The following is a 21,890-nucleotide window of genomic DNA, read 5'->3' on the forward strand; positions in this document are numbered from 1 at the left end:
CTGGGTGGCCCGACAATGCCGGGCATGGACCTCAAACCCCTCGTCACCCTGCTGGCCATCGTCAACCCGCTGGCCATCGTCCCCTTTTTCATCCACTACACCATGGGATTTTCCGACGAGCAGCGGCGGCGCACGGTGCTGATCTCGTCGTTCAGTGCCTTTGCCGTGATCGCCGCGTCGGCGCTGCTGGGCCTGCAGATCCTGGACTTCTTCAGCATCTCGCTGGCCAGCTTCCAGGTCGGCGGTGGCATGCTGCTGCTGACCTCGGCGCTGGCCATGCTCAACGCCCAGCCGGCCGAGGCCAAAACCAACCAGGCCGAAGTGGACGACGCGTCCTCGCGCGCCTCCATCGCCGTCGTGCCACTGACCATCCCGCTGCTGACCGGCCCGGCCACCATGTCCACCGTGGTGATTTACGCCGACCAGGCCAAGACCCTGCTGCAGCACGTGGCGCTGGCCGGTTACGGCATCGTGGTGGCGCTGGCCACGGCGGTGTGCTTCACCCTGGCCGAGCCGATCGCCCGGGTGCTGGGCAAGACCGGCATCAACGTCATGACCCGGCTGATGGGCCTGATCCTGGCGGCCTTGGCGGTGGAAGTGATGGCCACCGGCCTGACCAAGCTGTTCCCGGCCCTGGCCGGCTGAGGCTAGTCGGCGTCGGTATCGACCGGCTTGACGAAGGTGATCGGCACCGGAGACCGCTCCAGCATCGCCTGCGACACCGAGCCCAGCCAGGCGCTGCGCACCCGGCCCTTGCCGTGGCTGCCCATGACGATGGCCTGACAGCCCTGAGCCTCCTGCACCTCCAGCAGGGTGGTGACCACATCACCGGTGGCCAGCACGTCCACGTGCGGCACCCCGGCGCCCTGGGCCATGGCGATGGCCGGTGCCAGCATGTCGCGGCCGGCCGCTTCGGCCACCTGGGCCAGGGCTTCGGTGTCGTGCAGGGTGACCAGTTCGTACACCGAGGCCGGCTCCTGCACGTTGACCAACACCAGCTCGGTGCGCAAACCGGCCACCGCCAGCTGGATGGCGTGGCTCACGGCGCGCATCGACAGGCTCGACCCATCCACGGGAATCAAGAGCTTCATGGTTCCTCTCCTCGTTGGTACCGGCACCGCCGGTGGTCGGCCCACCCACGCGGTGCACGACAGCCCCATCATAGACCGCCCCGCCCGACCCGCACAGGGGGCCGGCATTGCCGCGACAATTCCCCCCATGCACACGCACGCCCACCTTCGCTGCCCCGGCCCCCGCCCCCGTCTGCTGAACGCCCTGGAGGCCCGCACATGACCACCCCCCTGCCCCTGCAAGGTGTCAAGGTGCTGGAGTTGGGCCAGCTCATCGCCGGGCCCTTCGCCGCCAAGACCCTGGGCGACTTCGGCGCCGATGTGATCAAGGTCGAGCCCCCCGGCGGCGGCGACCCGCTGCGCCAGTGGCGGCTGCTGCGCAACGGCACCTCGGTCTGGTGGGAGGTGCAGTCGCGCAACAAGCGCTCGGTCTGCCTGGACCTGCGCACGCCCGAGGGCCAGGCCGCGGTGCGCCAGTTGGCGACCGAGGCCGACGTGCTGATCGAGAACTTCAAGCCCGGCACCCTGGAACAGTGGGGCCTGGGCTGGGACGCGCTGCACGCCCTCAACCCGAAGCTGGTGATGCTGCGCCTGTCCGGCTACGGCCAGACCGGCCCCTACGCGCACAAACCCGGCTTCGGCATTCTGGGCGAGGCCATGGGCGGCCTGCGCCACCTCACCGGCGAACCCGGCCGCGTGCCGGTGCGCACCGGCGTGTCCATCGGCGACTCGATCGCGGCGCTCCACGGCGTCATCGGCGTGCTCATGGCCCTCTACCACCGCACCGCCCACGGCGGCCAGGGCCAGGTGGTGGACGTGGCCCTGTACGAAAGCGTGTTCAACCTGATGGAAAGCCTGCTGCCCGAGTACGACGCCTTCGGCACCGTGCGCGAGCGCGCCGGCAGCGCCCTGCCCGGCATCGCCCCGTCCAACGCCTACCGCTGCGCCGACGGCGGCTACGTGCTCATCGGCGGCAATGGCGACAGCATCTTCAAACGGCTGATGCACGCCATTGGGCGCGCCGATTTGGCCGACGACCCCGACCTGGCCCGCAACGACGGCCGCGCGCGCCGCGCCAGCGAACTGGACCAGGCCATCGAAGCCTGGACCCTGCAACACACGGTGGACGACACGGTGCGCCACCTCGATGCCGCCAGTGTGCCGGCCGGACGCATCTATACCGCCGCCGACATCGCCCACGACCCGCAGTACTTGGCACGCGAGATGGTGCTACAGACCACCGCCCGCGACGGCCAGCCCCTCAAGGTGCCCGGCATCGTCCCCAAGCTCGGTGCCACGCCCGGCCGCTTGCAGCACCCCGCCCCCCAGCTGGGTGAACACACCCAGGACGTGCTGCAGGCCCAGGCCTGGCCCGCACGCGCCCCCGAGACCCCACCCATGACCGACACCGCCACCGAAGACCGCCTGGTCAACCTCGAAATCAAAACCGGCCTGAGCGACGACTGGCTGGAACGCCTGAACGAGCAGGTCTACCGCCAGCAACTGCAGATCGAACGGCTGCAACAGGAAGTGGCCCGCCTGACCCACCGGCTGGAAGACCAGCCCGGCACCTTCCACAGCCTGCGCGACGAGTTGCCGCCGCATTACTGAACGGCAGCACCCGACTCAAATGGGCGGTTTGAACAGGCCCAGCAAGGCCAGGCAACCGTCGGGGTCGTGCTGGAAAGCCGTGGGCCAGGACGGGGTGTTCATCAGGTGCGAAAACCCGGGCGTGGCCAGCACCGCCGGGTCGGACAGGTTGCGGAACCCCATCGACCACTCGGGGAACAAGCGCTGCTCGGCCTCGCCTTCCAGCAACACCAGGGTGCGGGTGTGGCGCGGGTCGCGCTCGATGGTGGCGAACAGGGCTCGCACCGCCTCGCGTTCGCCCTCCAGCAGTTGGATGAAGTCGCCGTCCCGGTACAGCAGCAGGCCGGAAATGCCCAGCCGCTGGTTCTTTTCACGGGCCCGGGTCAGCAGCGCCAGCAGCGCGTCCGCGTCCATGGGCGCGGTGGCGGCGCTGACGTAAACCATGCGGTAAACCATCCTCTCGGGTTCCCTTCACTCAGGCGTAACGCAGGTCGGGCTCGGGCAGCGACTCCAGGCCCGGGCGCGCCAGCAAGTAGCCCTGGAACAGGGTCACGCCCATCTGGCGCAGGGTGTCCAGTTCTTCGGGGCGCTCCACCCCTTCGGCCACGATCTTGCAGCCCAGCGCCTGGCAGGTGCCGACCACCCCGCTGACGATGGCGCGCCGCACCGCGTCGCGGTCGATGTCGCGCGTCAGGGCCATGTCGAGCTTGACCAGGTGCGGCTGGAATTCGGCCAGCAGGTTCAGGCCCGAATAGCCGGCCCCGAAATCGTCGATGGCGGTCAGGAAACCGCGCTGCTGGTAGTCCTTGATGATGCGCAGGGCGTGCGCCGGGTTCTGGATTTTTTCCGACTCGGTCAGCTCGAAAATCAGGCGTTCCGGCGGAAAGCCCACCTTGTGGGCGGCGGCCAGCGTCAGGCGGATGCAGGTGGCCGGTTCGTACACCGCGTTGGGCAGGAAATTGATGGACAGGTGCGCGTCCATGCCCAGGCGCTGCGCGGTTTCAATGGCCAGCACCCGGCAGGTCTGGTCGAAGGCGTACAGATCTTCGGGCTTGACCGCGCCCAGCACCTCGGCCGCCGAAGCGCCGTTGGCCCCGCGGACCAGGGCCTCGTAAGCGAACACGGTGCGGGCGTCCAGGTCCACGATGGGCTGAAATGCCATCTTCAGGGGGATGGCAAAAGGCCGGGTGTCGCGACAGCGGATGCAGCCCTTCACGTCCTGGTCGGCATCGGCAAAAAAACGGGACAAATACATCTCACCACCCCCGGCCGTGGGGTACAGCACGGCCATGCAACCAATCCAACGGCACCAGCGGCACCCACAATGGGCAGACATGTCAGTTATGCAGGCTGATCCACGTCTGTAACCGAGTCAGGATACACGACAACGGGGTGTTTTGTCTGGGCAGGCACCACCCGAGGGCGGGCAGCTCCATAATGGGGCCACACTTTGAGGGGCTCCCTTGCACGCATCCATCGACACCCATGGCCTGGCCGAACAACACCGGCGCGGCGACCGGCTGATGCTGCTGGCCCTGCTGTTGTACGGCCTGACGGCGCTGGGCATTCTGGTGGGGTTCGAGCGCCCCGGTCTGAGCCTGACCCAGGGCGTGCTGTGGACCCTCGGCCTGGCCTTGCCGGGCCTGCTGGGCGCGGTGCTGGCCCAGGGCAGCCTGGCCTCGCGGCTGGCGATGGCGTTTTCGCTGACCGCCCTGGTGGCACTCCAGATCCAGGCGAGCGCCGGCCTGCGCGAAGCCCACTTCGGCGTGTTCATCACCCTTGCGCTGCTGCTGGTGTACCTGGACTGGCGCCCCATCGTCTGGTCGGCGGCGCTGTTTGCGCTGCACCACCTGGGCTTTGACCGGCTGCAGGCCGCCGGCTGGGACCTGTACTGCCTGAACGAACCCAACCTGGGCCTGATCGTGGCGCACGCGGGTTACGTGGTCGCCCAGACAGCGTTCGAGGTGTACTTCGTCACCGGCCTGGCGCGCAGTGTGCGCAACAACGCCGAGGTGGCCCAGCTGGCCCAGCGCATGCAGGACCCGACCCACATCGTGCTGCGCGTCAGCGACCTGGCCGTGCGGGCACCGCTGGCCCAGGAACTCAAGGCGGTGCTGGCCCGCACCGCCGCTGCGGTGCAAACGGTGCGCGCCGCCGCCCAGGACATTCAGACCGCCAGCGGCGAAATCGCCAACGGCAACCAGGACCTGAGCAACCGCACCGAACAGACCGCCAGCCACCTGCAACAGGCCGCCAGCAGCATGGAAGCCCTGACCCGCGCGGTGCGACAGAGCACCGAAGCGGCGCGCCAGGCCGACGGCATGGCCCGCAGCGCCGCCGAGGTCGCGGTGCGCGGGGGTGGCGTGGTCAACCAGGTGGTCAGCACCATGGACGTGATCTCCGACAGCAGCCGCCAGATCGCCGACATCATCGGGGTGATCGACGGCATCGCCTTCCAGACCAACATCCTGGCCCTGAACGCGGCGGTGGAGGCCGCGCGCGCCGGCGAACAGGGGCGCGGCTTTGCGGTGGTGGCCGGCGAGGTGCGCAACCTGGCCCAGCGCAGCGCCCAGGCGGCCAAAGAGATCAAGGACCTGATCAACGCCAGCGTGGCCAACGTGGAGGGCGGCAGCGCCCTGGTGCAGCAGGCCGGCAGCACGATGCAAGAGGTGGTCCGGAGCGTGCAGCAGGTCAGCGCCATCATCGCCGACATCAGCCACGGCTCGGTCGACCAGAGCGAGGGCCTGGCCCAGATCAGCGAAGCGGTGAACCGCCTGGACCAGATGACCCAGCAGAACGCCGCGCTGGTCGAAGAAAGCGCCGCGGCCGCCGCCAGCCTGCACGCCCAAGCCGAGCGGATGGCGCAGGCGGTCGAGGTTTTCCGGCTTTAAATCTGCTCCCACCATGTCTGTCACCACCCCCCTCCCGCGCAGCGTGGCCTGGCTGGGCCACGGCGGCCTGCTGCCCTTCCTCGCCCTGGCGGGCCTGGTCGCCCTGGACCCGTCCCGGCAGTCGTTGTGGACCCTGGCCCTGGTGGCCTACGGCGCCGTCATTCTGAGTTTTGTGGGGGCGCTGCATTGGGCGTTTGCCATGCTGCTGCCCGACCTGCCGGCAGACACCCGCGGCCGGATGTACGCGTGGAGCACCCTGCCGGCTTTGATGGGGTGGGTCGCCGTCTGGCTCGGCTGGCCGCTGGCGGTGGCCTGTTTGGTGCCCGGCCTGGTGCTGCACTACCTGCAGGATCGCCGCCTGGTCGCGCGTACCGCGCTGCCCACTTGGTACCTGCCCCTGCGCGGTCGCCTGACCGCCGTGGCCTGCATCGCCCTGACACTGGCCTGGCTGGCGAGCACACTGGGCTGACTGGCGACGAGCGCCGGCTCAGGCGCCGGCGGGGTCCGGCCGCCGGGTCATGTGCTCGGCAAAGTTCAGCAGCAGCCGCAAACCGGGTTGCTGGGCGCCGTCGGCACCCCAGCGCGCGGCCAGGGCCTGGCGCAGCCCCTCCAACCTGTCGCCCTGCATCCCGGAAATATCGGCCAGGCCCATGTCCCAGTCGTCAAAATAACGCCGGTCGGTCTCGCCCTGCACGTGCACGTACAGGTGGCGGTGCAGACTGGAGCGGCGCACCCGTTCCATCACGCGCTCCAGCCCTTGCGCCGGCCCTTCGAGGTACTGGAAAAAATTGCCGTCGTGGTAGAGCAAGAGCCCGGTCACGCCGACCTCGCGGTTGAAGGCCTTGGCACGGGCCACCAGCGCCGCCAGTTCGTCCGCGGTCAGGGGCTGTACCGCGTGGCTGTCGTAGGTCAAGGCCATCAGCCGCGCGGGATCGGGCGCCACCACCGGCCCCGGCGCGGCGGGCGCGGCGGCCTGCTCGGGCAAGGTGGCGCGGGGCAGCTCCACCCAGAACTCCGACCCCACGCCCTCGGTGCTGCGCAAACCCATGTCGCCGGCCATCTGACGGGCGATGCGGCGCGCCAGCGTCAGGCCGATGCCGGTGCCCCCGACTTCGCCCCCCTCGGCCGCCCCACGCTGGAAAGGCTCGAACACCGCGGCCTGGTGCTGTGGCGGGATGCCCTGCCCGGTGTCCTGCACCGACAAGCGGACCCGCCCGCCCGGCCACTCGGCGGCACACAGGACAACGTGACCACCCGGGCGGTTGTATTTGATGGCGTTGGACAGGAGGTTCTGCAGCACCTGGTGCAGGCGCTGCGGGTCGGCCAGCACCCCCAGGCGAGGCACCTGGGACCGCATCGCCACCCGGCGCGCGTCGGCCAGGGGCGCCAACTGCCGCAGGCAGGCGTCGACGGCGGCCTGCAGGTCCACCGGCGCGATCTGCAGGACCGCATGCCCGGACTCCAGCTTGTTCAGGTCCAGCAGTTCGTTGATCAGCGACAGCAACTGCTGACCGGCTTTTTCAATTTCCCCCACGCTGTCGGCCTGCGAAGGGCTCAGAGGCTCCAGCCGCAGCAACTGGGTGAAGCCCAGAATGGCGCTCATCGGAGTCCGCAACTCGTGGGACACCGAGGCCAGAAACTCACGGCTCACCGCCCCAGGGACCTGGGTCGGGTCAAGATCAGAACGTCCGGAGGGAGAAAGCATGCCGTGACCTTTCTGCCCGCCATGGACGGGCCCACACAGCGGTTGACGAGCCTGTCACGGCGACACACGCATGGGCTTGGTGCAGACCCCGCCACGCGACGACAAATGAGATATTCCGAACATTGAAATTCGCCCCGGACTGCTGTCGTGCACCCCACTGAAGCGAGCCAGACCCGCCTGCAGAGCGAATTCGTCTTTAAATCAACGGTTTGGCGCGGCTGGCGGGGATCGAACCCACGACCCTCGGCTTCGGAGGCCGATACTCTATCCACTGAGCTACAGCCGCACACAGAACAACTTACAGACATTCTAGCAGCCCACGCCCTGCTGCCCCGGGTTTGCCGCCCCCGGGAGTGGGGACGGCTATAATCCACGATTGCCCGGCGCCTTAGCGCCCGCAGGCGCACCTTCTCAGCACCCGTCCCTACCGAGGAAACCATGAGCGACAACGCGCACGACTCCCACACCGGTCCGATCAAGACGCCCAAGCAACTGCTTTGGACTTCTTTCTTCTCTTTCGTGCTGCCCGTGTTTCTCATCATCGGCCTGGTGTTTTACGTCACCCGGGCCGACAAGCCCGCGGCAGGCGCGGTGAACACCGAATTGGCCACGGCCCAGCGCATCCAGCGCGTGGGTGCGGTGGAACTGCGCGACGCCAACCGCCCGCTGCAGGCCGGCGCCGACGTGTACAAAGCCCAATGCGCAGCCTGCCACGATGCCGGCATGGTCGGCGCCCCCAAGTTCGGCTCCGCCGGTGAATGGGCCCCGCGCATTCGGACCGGCTTTGACAGCCTGGTCCAGTCGGCCCTCAAAGGCAAGGGCGCCATGGGCGCACAAGGTGGCGGCGCCTTCGAAGACCTGGAAATCGCCCGGGCCGTGGCCCACATGGCGAACGCAGGTGGCGCTTCCTTCCCCGAGCCGGCGGCCCCCGCTCAGGCCGAAAAGCCGGCCCAGTGACCCCCTGACGCCTCCCGTCCAAAAGCCCAGCAGACGCTGGGCTTTTTTGCGTCAGCAGACGCTGCCGCGCTCACCGCTTGGGCTCAGCACGCAAGTGCCCAGTTCGGGCAATGACGCGAACGGGCATTCCTGCGGCGTCCACCGGCCGGACTCCACCGCTTCGGCCGCCCAGTGCATGTCCAGCGTGTGCACCACGCCCAGGCCCAGGTCCGTGACGAGGTACAGGTGGCCCTGCTCGTCCAGCCAGCTGGACCGGTACACGGCCGGCTGGCCCGTGTGGCTGCTGACGCCCCCCTCCGGTGACAGGCGCCACACCCAGGGCGCCCGCTCCAGCTCCACATACACCCGCTGCGGCCCGTTCTGGAAAAACCAGCGCCCGCGCTCGTCGCAGCCGTAATTGCGCTCGATGAACTCGATCAGCTTGCGGTGCCTCAGCTCGCTGCCCCGGCTCTGCGGCGTGGCCCCCGGCCCCGCAAACGGTCCGGCCGCCTGCGCGGCGTCGTCGCGCATCCACCAGCGCCCACGGGCATCCAGGCCCAGCCAGCCATAACAATCGGGCACGTTCGGCCACTTGGCCATCGCGGCCTTGACGATGTCGTCCATGTTCACACTCCTGCGGCGTCGCGCAACCAGTCGCACACCCGCCCCGGCATGCCCAACACATGGCCCGGCCAACCCGGGCTTCCGCGGCTTTCACAAAATCCCACGTGCCCACCGTGCACCGGCTGCCACAGGGTCACCCAGGGCCCCACCGCGTCGGGCCGAGGCAGGCTCGACACCGGCACGAACGGATCGTTGCGCGCGTTCAGCACCAGGGCCGGCAGGCGCACCTCGGCCAACCGCGGTTTCGCCGCGGCCCGCCGCCAGTAGTCCTCGGTGCCCGCAAAGCCGTGCAAGGGGCCGGTGAAGGCGTCGTCAAAGGCGTACAGCGTGCGGGCCCGGCGCACGGTCTCCAGGTCAAACAGACCCGGGTACTGCCGCCACTTGGCCTCGGCTTTCTGCAACATGGTGCGCAAGAACATGCGCGCATACACCCAGCGGTTGAAGCCGCGGTCGATGGCCGCACCCGCAGCGCCCAGGTCCAAAGGCGCCGACACCGCGGCCAGCGCCCGCACCCGGTGCGCAGCCTGCTGCCCTGCCTCTTGGGCCCAGCGCATCAAGGCGTTGCCGCCCAGCGACACCCCCACTGCGAGCAAGGGGCGCCCCGGGAATCGCTCGCGGAACTGGCCCAGCATCCAGTCGATTTCCGCGTGATCGCCCGAGTGGTAGGCCCGTGGCGCCAGGTTGATTTCGCCCGAACAGCCGCGAAAATGCGGCACCGCCATGTCCCAGTCGCGGGCCTGCGCCTGCACCGCGAAGGCCTGGGCGTAGTGGCTGGCCGAGGAGCCCTCTAACCCGTGGAACACCACCAGCACAGGCCGTGCCGGGGCCGGCTCCGGGGTCGAGGCCCTGATCACCTGGTCCACATCGATGAAATCGCCATCCGGCGTGTACCAACGCTGCCGCACCCAGCGCGGTGCCACACCGCCGTGTGGCTGCGCCCACAAGGCCGACCAGATGGTCTGCGCGTTCCCGCCAGGCAACCACCACGGGTGCGGCCACGGCCCCGCCTCGTCCATCAGTGCAAGGTGCCGTTGGACAGCGGCATGTGCGCCTCGGGTATCGGCGTGGCCGCCGGGCTGGCGTGGTGCACCACCAGGCGCCATCCTTTGGCCGTACGGGCGTACACATGGGTCGCATTCACCACCGCCTGCGACAAGCCGTCGTCGGTCGGCACATCGACCCGCTCCACCACGCTGTGGACCGCCAGATGGCCTACCGCGGCGCGGTGCACCACCTCGGCCCGCACCGCGATCGGTCCGCGCTCGAACATGCGGGCAAACGCCTCCCGGATGGCCGCCAAACCGACCAGGCGCGGCCCCGCCGGGTGCACGCACACCGGCTCCTCGTCGTCGATCCAACAGGCCATCAGGGCCTCCACATCGCCCAGGTGCAGGGCTTCGTAAAAAGCGTGCTCGACATCGTCCACGCTGGTGTCGGGGGGCAAGGGGCGTCGCATACCCCTTATTGTGCACGGACGAAAAAAAACCGCCTCCAAAGAGGCGGTTTCTGCGAAGCGCAGCCCGGGGGCGTCACTTCTTCTGGCGGTACTTGCGCAGGGCGGCAATCTGCGCCGCCATGACCGCGAGTTCCGACGTGGCCTTGGCCAGATCGACGTCGCTCTTGGCGTTTTTCAGCGCTTCCTCGGCAGCCTTGCGGGCTTCGGTGGCCTTGGCTTCGTCCAGGTCCTTGCCGCGGATGGCGGTGTCGCTCAACACGGTCACCACCTTGGGCTGCACCTCGAGGATGCCACCGGCCACGAACACGAACTCCTCGCCGCCGTCGGCTTTCTCGATCCGCACCGCGCCCGGCCGGATGCGGGTGATCAGCGGGATGTGGCCGGGCAGAATGCCCAGCTCGCCCGACTCACCCGGCAACGCCACAAACTTGGCAGGCCCGCTGAAGATCGACTCTTCGGCACTCACCACCTCGACTTGTATCGTGCTCATCATTACTCCTAGTTGAATCTGAGTGAAAGCGAGTAGTCGGGTGCCTGGCTAGGCGCCGCGCACAGCCGTACAAGGGGGTACGGCGAGCACGGCAACGACGCCAGGCGCCCGAATACGAAGCTTTACGCCAGCTTCTTGGCCTTTTCGAAGGCTTCGTCGATGGTCCCGACCATGTAGAAGGCCTGCTCGGGCAGGTGGTCGCACTCGCCGGCGGTGATCATCTTGAAACCACGGATGGTTTCGGACAGCGGCACGTACTTGCCAGGCGCGCCGGTGAACACTTCGGCGACGTGGAAGGGCTGCGACAGGAAGCGCTGGATCTTGCGGGCGCGGGCCACGGCCAGCTTGTCTTCCGGCGCCAGTTCGTCCATGCCCAGAATGGCGATGATGTCGCGCAGTTCCTTGTAGCGCTGCAGCGTGCCCTGCACGGCGCGGGCGGTTTCGTAGTGGTCCTGGCCCACGACCAGCGGGTCCAGCTGGCGGCTGGTGGAGTCCAGCGGATCCACGGCGGGGTAAATACCCAGCGCAGCGATGTCACGGGACAGCACCACGGTGGAGTCCAGGTGGGCGAAGGTGGTGGCGGGCGACGGGTCGGTCAAGTCGTCGGCCGGCACGTACACGGCCTGGATCGAGGTGATCGAGCCCACTTTGGTGGAGGTGATGCGCTCTTGCAGGCGGCCCATTTCCTCGGCCAGCGTCGGCTGGTAACCCACGGCGGACGGCATGCGGCCCAGCAGCGCGGACACTTCGGTACCGGCCAGGGTGTAACGGTAGATGTTGTCCACGAAGAACAGCACGTCACGGCCTTCGTCACGGAAGGACTCGGCGATGGTCAGACCGGTCAGGGCCACGCGCAGACGGTTGCCCGGGGGCTCGTTCATCTGGCCGTACACCATGGCCACTTTGGATTCGGCCAGGTTGTCCAACTTCACCACACCGGAATCGGCCATTTCGTGGTAGAAGTCGTTGCCTTCACGGGTGCGCTCACCCACGCCAGCGAACACGGACAGACCGCTGTGCGCCTTGGCAATGTTGTTGATGAGCTCCATCATGTTCACGGTCTTGCCCACACCGGCGCCACCGAACAGACCCACTTTACCGCCCTTGGCGAACGGACACACCAGGTCGATCACCTTGATGCCGGTTTCCAGCAGCTCTTGCGACGGGCTCAGCTCGTCGTAGGCCGGGGCCTTGCGGTGGATGGAGGCGGTCAGCTCTTGCGACACTTCACCGCGCTCGTCGATCGGGTTGCCCAGCACGTCCATGATGCGGCCCAGCGTGGCCTTGCCCACGGGCACGGTGATGGGCGCGTTGGTGTTGGACACCACCATGCCGCGACGCAGACCGTCGGAAGAACCCAGCGCAATGGTGCGGACCACGCCGTCACCCAACTGCTGCTGCACTTCCAGGGTCAGCGTGGAACCATCCATCTTCAGCGCGTCGTACACGCGGGGCATCTGGTCGCGCGGGAACTCGACGTCCACCACGGCACCGATACACTGAACAATCTTGCCTTGGGCTTGAGCCATGATTGATACCTTTTGATTTCTCTAAATTCTTGAGTCCCCGGCCTCAGACGGCCGCGGCGCCTGCCACGATTTCCGACAACTCTTTGGTGATGCCGGCCTGACGGGTCTTGTTGTAGACCAGCTTCAGTTCGTTGATCACGTTGCCGGCGTTGTCGGTCGCGGCCTTCATGGCCACCATGCGCGCCGACTGCTCGGACGCCATGTTCTCGGCCACAGCCTGGTACACCTGGGCTTCCACGTAGCGGATCAGCAACTCGTCGATCACGGTCTGCTGGTCCGGCTCGTAGATGTAGTCCCAATCGTGGCCGGCTTCACCGGTTTCCAGGTCCTGGGTGCTCAAGGGCAGCAGCTGTTGCACCACCGCCTCTTGCTTCATCGTGTTGATGAACTTGGTGTAGCACAGGTACACCGCGCTGATGCGACCTTCGGTGTAAGCATCGAGCAGCACCTTGACCGGACCGATCAGCTTGTCGAGGTGCGGCGTGTCGCCCAGACCGGTGACCTGCGACACCACCTTTGCGCCGATGCGGTTCAAAAAGCCCAGGCCCTTGTTGCCGATGGCCACCGCTTCCGCGGTGTGGCCCTTGGCCTGCAGGTCCTTGAGCTGGTTCGTCACCTGGCGCAGCACGTTGGTGTTCATGCCGCCACACAGGCCCTTGTCGGTGGTCACCACGATCATGCCCGCCGTGGTGGCGTCGTCGTGGCTCACCATGAAGGGGTGCGTGTAGTCCGGGTTGGCACGGCTCAGGTTGGCAGCGATCTGGCGCACCTTCTCGCTGAACGGCCGGGCCATGCGCATGCGGTCCTGCGCCTTGCGCATTTTGGAGGCGGCCACCATTTCCATGGCTTTGGTGATCTTCTTGGTGTTTTCCACCGATTTGATCTTGCCGCGTATTTCCTTGCCTGCTGCCATTGATGCTCCTTAATCGGTCGCTCGCGCGCCGCTTAGTAGGTGCCGCTCTTCTTGAACTCGGCGATGGCCGCGTTCAATTCGGCTTCGGCGTCCTTGTCCATGGCCTTGGCGCTTTCCAGCTTGGCCAGCAACGCAGCGTGCTTGTGCTTCAGGTGGCCGTGCATGCCAGCTTCGAAAGCCAGGATCTTCTTGACGTCCACGTCGTCCATGAAGCCCTTGTTCACGGCGTACAGGGTCGCACCCATCAGGCTGATGGACTGCGGGCTGTACTGGGCCTGCTTGAGCAGTTCGGTCACGCGGGCACCGCGGTCCAGCTGCTTGCGGGTGGCTTCGTCCAGATCGGAAGCAAACTGCGCAAACGCAGCCAGTTCGCGGTACTGCGCCAGGTCGGTACGGATACCGCCGGACAGGCCCTTGACCAGCTTGGTCTGGGCGGCACCACCCACGCGGGACACCGAGATACCGGCGTTGATGGCGGGGCGGATACCGGCGTTGAACAGGCTGGTTTCCAGGAAGATCTGACCGTCGGTGATGGAAATCACGTTGGTCGGCACGAAGGCGGACACGTCACCGGCTTGGGTTTCGATGATCGGCAGCGCGGTCAGTGAGCCGGTCTTGCCCTTGACTTCACCTTTGGTGAAGGCCTCGACGTAGTCGGCGTTCACGCGGGCGGCGCGTTCCAGCAGGCGGCTGTGCAGGTAGAACACGTCGCCGGGGTAGGCTTCGCGGCCCGGCGGGCGGCGCAGCAGCAGCGACACTTGGCGGTAGGCCACGGCCTGCTTGGACAGGTCGTCGTACACGATCAGGGCGTCTTGGCCGCGGTCGCGGAAGTACTCGCCCATGGTGCAGCCGGAGTAAGCCGACAGGTACTGCATGGCAGCGGATTCGGAGGCGGAAGCGGCCACCACGATGGTGTAGTCCATCGCACCGGCTTGCTCCAGGGCGCGCACCACGTTCTTGATCGACGACGCCTTCTGGCCGATGGCGACGTAGATACAGGTCATGTTCTGACCCTTCTGGTTGATGATCGCGTCGATCGCCACGGCGGTCTTGCCGGTCTGGCGGTCACCGATGATCAACTCGCGCTGGCCACGGCCGACGGGCACCATCGAGTCGATGGACTTCAGGCCGGTCTGCATCGGCTGGTCCACGGACTGACGGGCGATCACGCCCGGCGCCACTTTTTCGATCACGTCGGTCATCTTGGCGTTGATCGGACCTTTGCCGTCGATCGGAGCGCCCAGGGCGTTGACCACGCGGCCCACCAGCTCGGGGCCCACCGGCACTTCCAGGATGCGGCCGGTGCACTTGACCGTGTCGCCTTCGGAAATGTGCTCGTATTCGCCCAGGATCACGGCGCCCACGGAGTCACGCTCCAGGTTCAGCGCCAGACCGAAAGTGGCCTGACCGTCCTTGTTGGCGGGGAATTCCAGCATCTCGCCCTGCATCACGTCGCTCAGGCCGTGGATGCGGACGATACCGTCGGTCACGGACACCACGGTACCCTGGTTGCGCACATCGGCAGAGGGGGCCAAGCCTTCGATGCGGGACTTGATCAGTTCAGAAATTTCTGCGGGATTGAGTTGCATGACTCTTTCCTTCTTTCGTAAATTGTGACGCTTCGGGACACACCGCGGCTCACGCCGTCAGGGCCACTCTCATTTGTTCCAGACGGGCTTTGACGGAGGTGTCCAGCACCTCGTCACCCACCACCACGCGCACGCCGCCGATCAGTTCGGGTTGCAGCTGGATCTGCAGATTCAGCTGGCGTCCGAAACGCTTTTCAAGAACGCCGGCCAGGTCGGCCAGTGCGGCACCTTCGATGGGGTAGGCGCTGTACACCACCGCATCGGAGCTGCCTTGCTGGGCGTTCATCAGAGCGCGGAACTGCTGGGCCATTTCCGGCAACACCGAGACGCGGGCGTTCTCGATGACGGTGCGCAGGAAGTTCTGGCCCTGCTCGGGCAGCGCCGGCTTGACCAGCCCGGCGATCACGTCGAACACCTGTTCGTTCGTGACTTTCGGGTTGTCGGCCAACTGCAGCAATTGCTCATCGCCTGCGATGGCGGCCAATTGCTCCAGCCACTCGTTCGTGGCGGCCGCATTGGCCTGGGCGGCCTTGAACAGTGCTTCGGCGTAGGGTCGTGCTAGGGTGGCGAGTTCGGCCATGGGTCAACCTTTGTGCGCGGGGATCAGAGTTCGGTCTTCAGGCGGGTCAGCAGCTCGGCGTGGACGCCGGCGTTGATCTCGCGCTGGAGGATTTGCTCGGCGCCCTTGACAGCCAGACCGGCCACTTGCTCGCGCAGGGCTTCACGGGCCTTGTAGATGGCCTGTTCGGCTTCGGCCTGGGCAGCGGCGGTGATCTTCGCGGCCTCGTCGGTGGCGCGGGCCTTGGCCTCTTCGATGATCTGCTGTGCACGGCGCTCGGCGTCGGCCAGGCGACCGGCGGATTCGTTGCGCGACTTGCTCAACTCTTCCTCGACACGCTTGTTGGCCACGGCCAACTCGGTCTTCGCTGTCTCGGAGGCAGCCAGACCTTCGGAAATCTTTTGCGCGCGCTCATCCAGCGCCTTGGCGATCGGGGGCCACACGAACTTCATCGTGAACCACACCAGGACCGCGAAGACGATCGCTTGCGCAAAGAGGGTTGCATTGATATTCATCGCAACGCCTTTCTGTGTGTTATCGAAAGTTGAAACGCTGATGCTGTGGCGCATACCCCGGCGCACGCACCGGGGTACCCTTCCTCACAGCAAACTATCAGATGACGAAGGGGTTCGCGAAAGCGAACAGCAGGGCAACGGCCACACCGATCAGGAACGCAGCGTCGATCAGACCCGCCAGAATGAACATCTTGGTCTGCAGGTCGTTCATCAGCTCGGGCTGACGAGCGGAGGACTCGAGGAACTTGCCACCCATGATTGCGATACCGATAGAGGCGCCGACGGCACCCAGAGCGACGATCAGACCGCAAGCCAGTGCGACGAGACCCAGAACGTTTTCCATGATGACTCCTTTGAGAGATGAGAGGAAGGTTAAGTTGAGAGAACGAGAAACACAGTGCGCGGGTTACGCGAACTCAGTGCGCATCATGCGCTTGACCCAGATAAATCAGAGTCAGCATCATGAAGATGAACGCCTGCAAGGTGATGACCAGGATGTGGAACAGGGTCCACACCGTGCCGGCGACCAAGTGCCCGACGAATAACAGGCCACCCGTGAGCGAGAGAGTGGCGTAACCACCCAGCAGCGCGATCAGCATGAAGACCAGTTCACCCGCGAACATGTTGCCAAACAACCGCATGCCGTGCGAAACGGTTTTCGCCACGAATTCGATCATTTGCATGAGGAAGTTCACCAGACCCAAGGGGATGGCAAACAAAGGATTCTTGCTGGTGCCGAACGGCGCACTGATCAACTCGTGCGACCAGCCACCCAGGCCCTTGATTTTGATGTTGTAGAACACGCACATGATCAGCACGGATACCGACAGACCCAGGGTGGTCGACAGGTCGGCGGTCGGCACGACACGCAGGTGGTCGGAATAACCCATGGCCGGCCCGGCCACGTGCCAGATGGCGGGCAGGGCGTCCACCGGCAGCATGTCCATGAAGTTCATCATGAAGATCCAGCAGAACACGGTCAGCGCCATCGGGCTCACCAATTTGCGGCTCTGGGCATTGTGGATCAGGCCCTTGGCCTGGTTGTCCACCAGCTCGACCAACATTTCCACCGCAGCCTGGAAGCGACCCGGCACGCCGGCCGTGGCCTTGCGCGCGGCCAGCCACAGCACGAAGCAGACGAGCAGACCCAGCACCGAGCTGAACACCACCGAATCGATGTTGATCACCGAGAAATCGACGATGCCGGTTTGCTTCTTGTTCGCCAGGTGGGCCAGGTGGTGGCCGATGTATTCACCCGGGGTGGGTCCTGCGCCTTCAGTTGCCATGGTTGAATCTGCCCATCAAAAGTCAAAAATCACACATCAAAGCGAGCGAGTGCGGTTCAGCCAGAAGCCCAGCCAATACGCCTTCAGCACCACCACCAGCCCGGCCACCAGGCCCAGCCAGCTCAGGTCCGGCACCCAGCGCGGGGCCGACCACATCATGGCCAGCGCCAACAGCACCTTGATGCCTTCCCAAAAAAACACCCCTGCCAACGACAGACGCGCCGCCCCCGGGAACAGGCGCACCACCATCCGCGACAGCGGACTGGACGACACCCCGTAGGCCATCAGCGCCGAAGGCAGCGCGATGCACAGCCCCCCGTAGAACACCGACCAGCCGACCGCGGCACGCTGGGTCAGCAACCCGGCCACCAGCGGCGCGACACACAACAGCACGAACTGCCACCGCACCACACGCCAGGGCGACATCTGCGGCTGGCGCGCCCGCCACTGCTGCGCTTCTTCGCGCGTCAGGGGCTTGAATTCTTCGATTTGCACCTCATCTGTCCAAGCATCGGGCGCTGGTGGCGCCGTGTGGACTTGAGGAGACGATGGCTGGTGAGTCATTGTCCGATCCTCAAATTACATGCAGGTTACAAGCCGCGCCGACCGAGGACAGCCAGCAAAGCCCCGCATTATACGTAGAAACCCCAGGCGACCGTCAAGCTTTTTGACGGCGCTTGTTTGCTCGCGCCTTGGGGATAATGGACCGACCCACCCCTCCACGACCACACAGCATGAAGCACATCCCACCCGAGCAGTCGCTCATCGAATACCCCTGCGACTTCCCGATCAAGGTCATGGGCGTGCACGTCGAGGGGTTTGCCGCCGCCATCGCCCACGTGGCCACGCAGTTCGACCCGGCCTTCGATGCCGGCACCATCGAACACCGCCCCAGCAAAAGCGGCAACTACCTGGGCCTGACCGTCACCGTGCGCGTGACCAGCCGCGAGCAACTCGACGAGCTTTACCGCACCCTGACCACCCACCCCATGGTCAAGGTCGTGCTGTGAACCTGCGGGTGCGCGAACTTGGGCGGGTCGATTACCTGCCCACCTACGAAGCCATGCAGCGCTTCACCGCCGAGCGCAGCGCCGACACCGCCGACGAACTCTGGCTGTGCGAGCACCCGCCGGTGTTCACCCAGGGCCTGGCCGGCAAGGCCGACCACGTGCTGCTGCCCGGCGACATCCCGGTGGTGGCCACCAACCGCGGCGGCCAGGTCACCTACCACGGCCCCGGCCAAGTCGTGGCCTACCCCCTGATCGACCTGCAGCGCGCCGGCTACTTCGTCAAGGAATACGTCTACCGGCTGGAAGAAGCGGTGATCCGCACCCTGCGCCACTGGCACGTGACCGGGCACCGCGTGGCCAGCGCGCCCGGCATTTACGTCCGGCTGGCCAACCCCTTCGACCACAGCGCCCTGACCGGCCCGCGCCCCGGCGGCGACCCTTTCGCCGGCCTGGGCAAGATCAGCGCCCTGGGCATCAAGGTGCAGCGCCACAGCACCTACCACGGCCTGGCCTTGAACGTGGCCATGGACCTGGAACCCTACCGCCGCATCAACCCCTGCGGCTACGCCGGCCTGCAAACCGTGGACCTTTCTACAATCGGGGTACAGGCATCGCCCGCCGAGGTGGCCGCAGTGTTGAGCCAACAGCTCGGCGCCCTGCTGGCCCCTTGAGCCCCCGACACCCCACACGGAACCCGCACCATGAGCACCCCTCCCGTCGTTCGCGACGCGGCCCCGGCCGACCAGTACGACCCCACCGCCAAGCAGAAAAGCCAGGCCAAGACGGCCCGCATCCCGATCAAGGTGGTGCCGGCCGAGGTGCTGAAAAAACCCGATTGGATCCGCGTCAAGGCCGGCTCGCCCAGCACCCGCTTCTACGAGATCAAGGACATCCTGCGCCAGAACAAGCTGGTGACGGTGTGCGAGGAAGCGTCCTGCCCCAACATCGGCGAATGCTTCGGCAAGGGCACGGCCACCTTCATGATCATGGGCGACAAGTGCACCCGCCGCTGCCCCTTCTGCGACGTGGGCCACGGCCGCCCGGACCCGCTCGACGTGAACGAGCCCGAGAACCTGGCCAAGACCATCGCGGCGCTGAAGCTGAAGTACGTGGTGATCACCAGCGTGGACCGCGACGACCTGCGCGACGGCGGCGCCGGGCACTTTGTGGCCTGCATCCAGAAAACCCGCGAGCTGTCACCGCTGACGCAGATCGAGGTGCTGGTGCCCGACTTTCGCGGCCGGGACGACCGCGCGCTGGAGATCCTGAAGGCCGCGCCGCCCGACGTGATGAACCACAACCTGGAAACCGTGCCGCGCCTGTACAAGGAAGCGCGCCCGGGTTCCGACTACGCCTTCAGCCTGAACCTGCTGAAAAAGTTCAAGGCCCTGCACCCCGACGTGCCCACCAAGAGCGGACTGATGGTGGGCCTGGGCGAAACCGACGAGGAAATCCTGGACGTGATGCGCGACATGCGCGCCCACGACATCGACATGCTGACCATTGGCCAATACCTGGCGCCCAGCGGCCACCACCTGCCGGTGCGCCGCTACGTGCACCCGGACACCTTCAAGATGTTCGAGGCCCAGGCCTACGAGATGGGTTTTTCCCACGCCGCCGTGGGGGCCATGGTGCGCAGCAGCTACCACGCCGACCAGCAGGCGCACGCGGCCGGGGTCTGACCCCCGGGCAACACCGCCCAACGCAAGGCCCCAGCCCACGCGAACAAAAAAGGCCACTCCTCAGGAGTGGCCTTTTGCTTGGCTGGCGCGGGTGAAAATCCCGCGCTGCTACCGCAAACTCACTTGGCCTTGGCGGTCTCCACCACCGTCACTTCCACGCGGCGGTTCTTGGCGCGGCCTTCGCGGGTGTCGTTGCTGGCCACGGGCTCGCTTTCGCCCTTGCCTTCGGCGCGCACCTTGTCGGCCGGCAGGCCCTGGCTCACCAGGTAGTCCTTCACGGCGTTGGCACGGCGCTCCGACAGGGCCTGGTTGTAGGCATCGGACCCCATGCCGTCGGTGTGGCCCACGGCGATCGCCACATCCAGGCTCATGCCCTTGATTTTGGTGACCAGCTCGTCCAAGCCCTTCTTGCCTTCGGGCTTGAGTTCGGCCTTGTCGAAGTCGAAGAGCGCATCGGACTTGAAGGTGACTTTGGTGGGCGCAGGTGCAGCGGCCGCCGGGGCGGGTGCAGCGGGACGGGCACGCACCGGGGCGTCGGCCACGGCCTTGGCCTTGTCCACGGCCAGCAGGGCAGGCGTTTCAAACGGACACAGCTCTTCCGGCGGCAACAGGCCGCGGTCTTGGCCCACGTCTTCCAGGGTGGGCTGGTTGGCGCGGGTCACGCCCAGGGCCGACACCAGACGGCCCATGCTGGACAGGGTGCGGGCCTGGGCCACGAACTCGTTGTACTGGGCGTTCAGGTAGGCCCGGCTGGCTTCGAAGTATTCGTTCTGGGTGTCGAGCACGTCGAGCAGGGTGCGCTGGCCGATGTCGAACTGCTGGCGGTAGGCCTCGCGCGCCACTTCGGTGGACAGGCGGTGCTGGTTCAGGTAACCGAGTTGTTCGTTCAAGCGGACCACGTCGTTGTAGGCGATGGCCAGGGTCTGGCGCACGTCACGGCAAGCCTTCTCCTGCAGATCGCGGGCCTGTTTGTTGAACTCCACCGCCTGCGATTCGCGGGCCTTGTCGGCACCGCCGCGGTACAGGTTGTAGTTCAGCAGCACCTCGGCCACGGTGTCGCGGCTGTTGCCCTGGACGTTGTCGATGTTGTGGCCCCAGGTCTGGCGGATGCGGAAGTCCACCCGCGGCCAGTAGCCGGCCTTGCGCGATTCGATCTGCGAACGCGTGGAGCGCACGTTCTCGTAGGCGGCGTTGATGGTGGGGCTGTTGGGCAGGCCCTCGGTCATGGCCTGGGTCATGCTGCCGGGCAGGCCCTGGAGCTTGAGGCCCCCGGCCATGGGCGGCAGCGTGGCCGGCGGTACCACGCCCATGATGCGCTGGTAACGCGCGCTCACGTCGTGCAGGTTGGACACCTCGGTCAGCAGGTTGGACTCGGCCAGGGCCAGACGGCCGGTGGCCTGGTCGGTGTCCACACGGCGGCTGACACCTGCGCTGGAGCGTTCTTCGATCTGGTTGGCGGTGACCTTGTGCTCCACGAAGTTCTGCTTGGCCTCTTCCACCAGGGCGGAATAGCGGGCCACGTCGGCGTAGGCGCGGGCGGCTTCCAGGGCCACGGTTTCGGCGGCCTCCAGCAACTCGTAGTAGCGGGTGAGCTTGGCGTAGCTCAGGCGCTGCACCTCGTTCTTGGTGTAGAAGCCGTCGAACAGGGTTTGCGTCAGGGTCAGGGCACCGCCGTTGCGGCTGTAGGTGCCGGAGTCGCCGCTGGGCAGCACGCCAGGGCCCTTGTTGCGCTCTACACCGAAACCGTGGGTCAGGTCCACCTGGGGCCGCCAGCCGGCCTTGGCGACGTCCTTTTCGGCGTCGGCGGCGGTGAAGTTGTGCCAGCGGGCCTGGACTTCGGGGTTGTTGGCAACGGCCTGGCGGATGGCCGCGACCATGGGCTCGGGCAGGGCCTGGGCCAAGGCGGCCTGGGCACTGAACACCACCACGGCCATGGCGACCGCGGTCAAAGCGGTTTGGGCTTTCATTTGGATTTCCCCTTGGGTTGCGCGTCCCCGGCTTCCGGAAACGCAAGACTTACTTCAGACAACCGACTATCATTCGAA

Annotated in this window: 25 protein-coding genes and 1 tRNA gene; 8 read left to right on the forward strand and 18 right to left on the reverse strand. The window is 66.5% G+C overall.

Annotated elements, in window-relative coordinates; all coding sequences use genetic code 11:
- The first annotated feature begins 24 nt into the window (after positions 1-24).
- Positions 25-645, forward strand: a complete 621-nt coding sequence (locus CON77_RS08730) for a MarC family protein (RefSeq protein WP_101048772.1) — start codon at positions 25-27, stop codon at positions 643-645.
- A 2-nt stretch (positions 646-647) separates the two neighbouring features.
- Here the strand turns inward: CON77_RS08730 and CON77_RS08735 are convergent, their stop codons facing one another.
- Positions 648-1,091: a universal stress protein gene (locus CON77_RS08735; protein ID WP_101048773.1), complete on the reverse strand. Its 444-nt coding sequence runs from the start codon at positions 1,089-1,091 to the stop codon at positions 648-650.
- A 198-nt stretch (positions 1,092-1,289) separates the two neighbouring features.
- On the opposite strand from CON77_RS08735, the gene CON77_RS08740 reads away from it, so the two are divergent.
- The gene (locus CON77_RS08740; RefSeq protein ID WP_101048774.1) at positions 1,290-2,681 is read left to right on the forward strand and encodes a SlyX family protein; all 1,392 of its coding nucleotides are present in this window, start codon (positions 1,290-1,292) and stop codon (positions 2,679-2,681) included.
- Between the two features lie 15 nt (positions 2,682-2,696).
- Here the strand turns inward: CON77_RS08740 and CON77_RS08745 are convergent, their stop codons facing one another.
- Together CON77_RS08745 and CON77_RS08750 are read right to left on the reverse strand one after the other, a co-directional pair.
- The gene (locus CON77_RS08745; protein ID WP_157826887.1) at positions 2,697-3,104 is read right to left on the reverse strand and encodes a BLUF domain-containing protein; all 408 of its coding nucleotides are present in this window, start codon (positions 3,102-3,104) and stop codon (positions 2,697-2,699) included.
- A gap of 31 nt (positions 3,105-3,135) precedes the next feature.
- On the reverse strand, positions 3,136-3,951 hold the full coding sequence (locus CON77_RS08750; RefSeq protein ID WP_232788461.1) for an EAL domain-containing protein: 816 nt from the start codon (positions 3,949-3,951) through the stop codon (positions 3,136-3,138).
- A 172-nt stretch (positions 3,952-4,123) separates the two neighbouring features.
- On the opposite strand from CON77_RS08750, the gene CON77_RS15745 reads away from it, so the two are divergent.
- Together CON77_RS15745 and CON77_RS08760 are read left to right on the forward strand one after the other, a co-directional pair.
- Complete coding sequence (locus tag CON77_RS15745) at positions 4,124-5,551, forward strand: methyl-accepting chemotaxis protein (protein ID WP_304442152.1); 1,428 nt, start codon at positions 4,124-4,126, stop codon at positions 5,549-5,551.
- Positions 5,552-5,564: 13 nt separating this feature from the next.
- Positions 5,565-6,020, forward strand: coding sequence for a DUF3429 domain-containing protein (locus CON77_RS08760; protein ID WP_101048776.1), 456 nt, complete (start codon positions 5,565-5,567; stop codon positions 6,018-6,020).
- 18 nt (positions 6,021-6,038) lie between these two features.
- On the opposite strand, the gene CON77_RS08765 is transcribed toward CON77_RS08760, so the two are convergent.
- On the reverse strand, positions 6,039-7,256 hold the full coding sequence (locus CON77_RS08765) for an ATP-binding protein (protein WP_101048777.1): 1,218 nt from the start codon (positions 7,254-7,256) through the stop codon (positions 6,039-6,041).
- 210 nt (positions 7,257-7,466) lie between these two features.
- Positions 7,467-7,542: transfer RNA gene (locus tag CON77_RS08770), tRNA-Arg, on the reverse strand.
- Between the two features lie 152 nt (positions 7,543-7,694).
- On the opposite strand from CON77_RS08770, the gene CON77_RS08775 reads away from it, so the two are divergent.
- On the forward strand, positions 7,695-8,213 hold the full coding sequence (locus CON77_RS08775; protein WP_101048778.1) for a c-type cytochrome: 519 nt from the start codon (positions 7,695-7,697) through the stop codon (positions 8,211-8,213).
- A gap of 51 nt (positions 8,214-8,264) precedes the next feature.
- On the opposite strand, the gene CON77_RS08780 is transcribed toward CON77_RS08775, so the two are convergent.
- From CON77_RS08780 to CON77_RS08835, 12 genes are all read right to left on the reverse strand, one after another.
- The gene (locus CON77_RS08780; protein ID WP_101048779.1) at positions 8,265-8,816 is read right to left on the reverse strand and encodes a DUF2946 family protein; all 552 of its coding nucleotides are present in this window, start codon (positions 8,814-8,816) and stop codon (positions 8,265-8,267) included.
- 2 nt (positions 8,817-8,818) lie between these two features.
- Complete coding sequence (locus CON77_RS08785) at positions 8,819-9,832, reverse strand: YheT family hydrolase (RefSeq protein ID WP_101048780.1); 1,014 nt, start codon at positions 9,830-9,832, stop codon at positions 8,819-8,821.
- Positions 9,832-10,272, reverse strand: coding sequence for a YybH family protein (locus tag CON77_RS08790; RefSeq protein WP_101048781.1), 441 nt, complete (start codon positions 10,270-10,272; stop codon positions 9,832-9,834). Before CON77_RS08790 ends, CON77_RS08785 begins: the two co-directional genes overlap by 1 nt.
- Positions 10,273-10,345: 73 nt before the next feature.
- Positions 10,346-10,762 carry a F0F1 ATP synthase subunit epsilon gene (locus tag CON77_RS08795; protein WP_101048809.1) on the reverse strand — a complete coding sequence of 139 codons (417 nt, stop codon included), beginning with the start codon at positions 10,760-10,762 and terminating at the stop codon, positions 10,346-10,348.
- Positions 10,763-10,884: 122 nt separating this feature from the next.
- Positions 10,885-12,291 (reverse strand): F0F1 ATP synthase subunit beta, encoded by a 1,407-nt coding sequence (gene atpD / locus CON77_RS08800; RefSeq protein ID WP_101048782.1) that lies wholly within the window; start codon positions 12,289-12,291, stop codon positions 10,885-10,887.
- 43 nt (positions 12,292-12,334) lie between these two features.
- Positions 12,335-13,204 (reverse strand): F0F1 ATP synthase subunit gamma, encoded by an 870-nt coding sequence (atpG, locus tag CON77_RS08805; RefSeq protein ID WP_101048783.1) that lies wholly within the window; start codon positions 13,202-13,204, stop codon positions 12,335-12,337.
- 32 nt (positions 13,205-13,236) lie between these two features.
- Positions 13,237-14,793, reverse strand: a complete 1,557-nt coding sequence (gene atpA / locus CON77_RS08810; protein WP_101048784.1) for a F0F1 ATP synthase subunit alpha — start codon at positions 14,791-14,793, stop codon at positions 13,237-13,239.
- A gap of 49 nt (positions 14,794-14,842) precedes the next feature.
- Positions 14,843-15,373, reverse strand: coding sequence for a F0F1 ATP synthase subunit delta (locus CON77_RS08815; protein ID WP_101048785.1), 531 nt, complete (start codon positions 15,371-15,373; stop codon positions 14,843-14,845).
- Between the two features lie 23 nt (positions 15,374-15,396).
- Entirely contained in the window at positions 15,397-15,867 is a 471-nt protein-coding gene (locus CON77_RS08820; RefSeq protein WP_101048786.1) for a F0F1 ATP synthase subunit B, read from the reverse strand.
- A gap of 97 nt (positions 15,868-15,964) precedes the next feature.
- On the reverse strand, positions 15,965-16,210 hold the full coding sequence (atpE, locus tag CON77_RS08825) for a F0F1 ATP synthase subunit C (protein ID WP_101048787.1): 246 nt from the start codon (positions 16,208-16,210) through the stop codon (positions 15,965-15,967).
- A 73-nt stretch (positions 16,211-16,283) separates the two neighbouring features.
- Positions 16,284-17,153 (reverse strand): F0F1 ATP synthase subunit A, encoded by an 870-nt coding sequence (atpB, locus tag CON77_RS08830; RefSeq protein ID WP_101048788.1) that lies wholly within the window; start codon positions 17,151-17,153, stop codon positions 16,284-16,286.
- A gap of 36 nt (positions 17,154-17,189) precedes the next feature.
- The gene (locus CON77_RS08835; protein WP_232788463.1) at positions 17,190-17,648 is read right to left on the reverse strand and encodes an ATP synthase subunit I; all 459 of its coding nucleotides are present in this window, start codon (positions 17,646-17,648) and stop codon (positions 17,190-17,192) included.
- 239 nt (positions 17,649-17,887) lie between these two features.
- Between CON77_RS08835 and CON77_RS08840 the strand changes: the two genes are divergently transcribed.
- Genes CON77_RS08840 through lipA form a run of 3 tightly spaced genes read left to right on the forward strand, consistent with a single transcriptional unit; the run spans position 17,888 to position 19,845 of the window.
- Positions 17,888-18,163 carry an HP0495 family protein gene (locus CON77_RS08840; RefSeq protein WP_101048790.1) on the forward strand — a complete coding sequence of 92 codons (276 nt, stop codon included), beginning with the start codon at positions 17,888-17,890 and terminating at the stop codon, positions 18,161-18,163.
- Positions 18,160-18,834, forward strand: coding sequence for a lipoyl(octanoyl) transferase LipB (gene lipB, locus CON77_RS08845; protein ID WP_439650545.1), 675 nt, complete (start codon positions 18,160-18,162; stop codon positions 18,832-18,834). The genes CON77_RS08840 and lipB overlap by 4 nt, the downstream gene beginning before the upstream one ends.
- A gap of 30 nt (positions 18,835-18,864) precedes the next feature.
- Positions 18,865-19,845 carry a lipoyl synthase gene (gene lipA, locus CON77_RS08850; RefSeq protein WP_101048791.1) on the forward strand — a complete coding sequence of 327 codons (981 nt, stop codon included), beginning with the start codon at positions 18,865-18,867 and terminating at the stop codon, positions 19,843-19,845.
- A gap of 119 nt (positions 19,846-19,964) precedes the next feature.
- Here lipA and CON77_RS08855 read toward each other — a convergent pair whose 3' ends face one another.
- Positions 19,965-21,812 carry a TolC family outer membrane protein gene (locus CON77_RS08855; protein ID WP_101048792.1) on the reverse strand — a complete coding sequence of 616 codons (1,848 nt, stop codon included), beginning with the start codon at positions 21,810-21,812 and terminating at the stop codon, positions 19,965-19,967.
- Positions 21,813-21,890 lie beyond the last annotated feature (78 nt).

Source organism: Macromonas nakdongensis, assembly GCF_002837145.1.
In the GTDB taxonomy this organism is placed as follows: Bacteria; Pseudomonadota; Gammaproteobacteria; order Burkholderiales; family Burkholderiaceae_C; genus Macromonas_B; species Macromonas_B nakdongensis.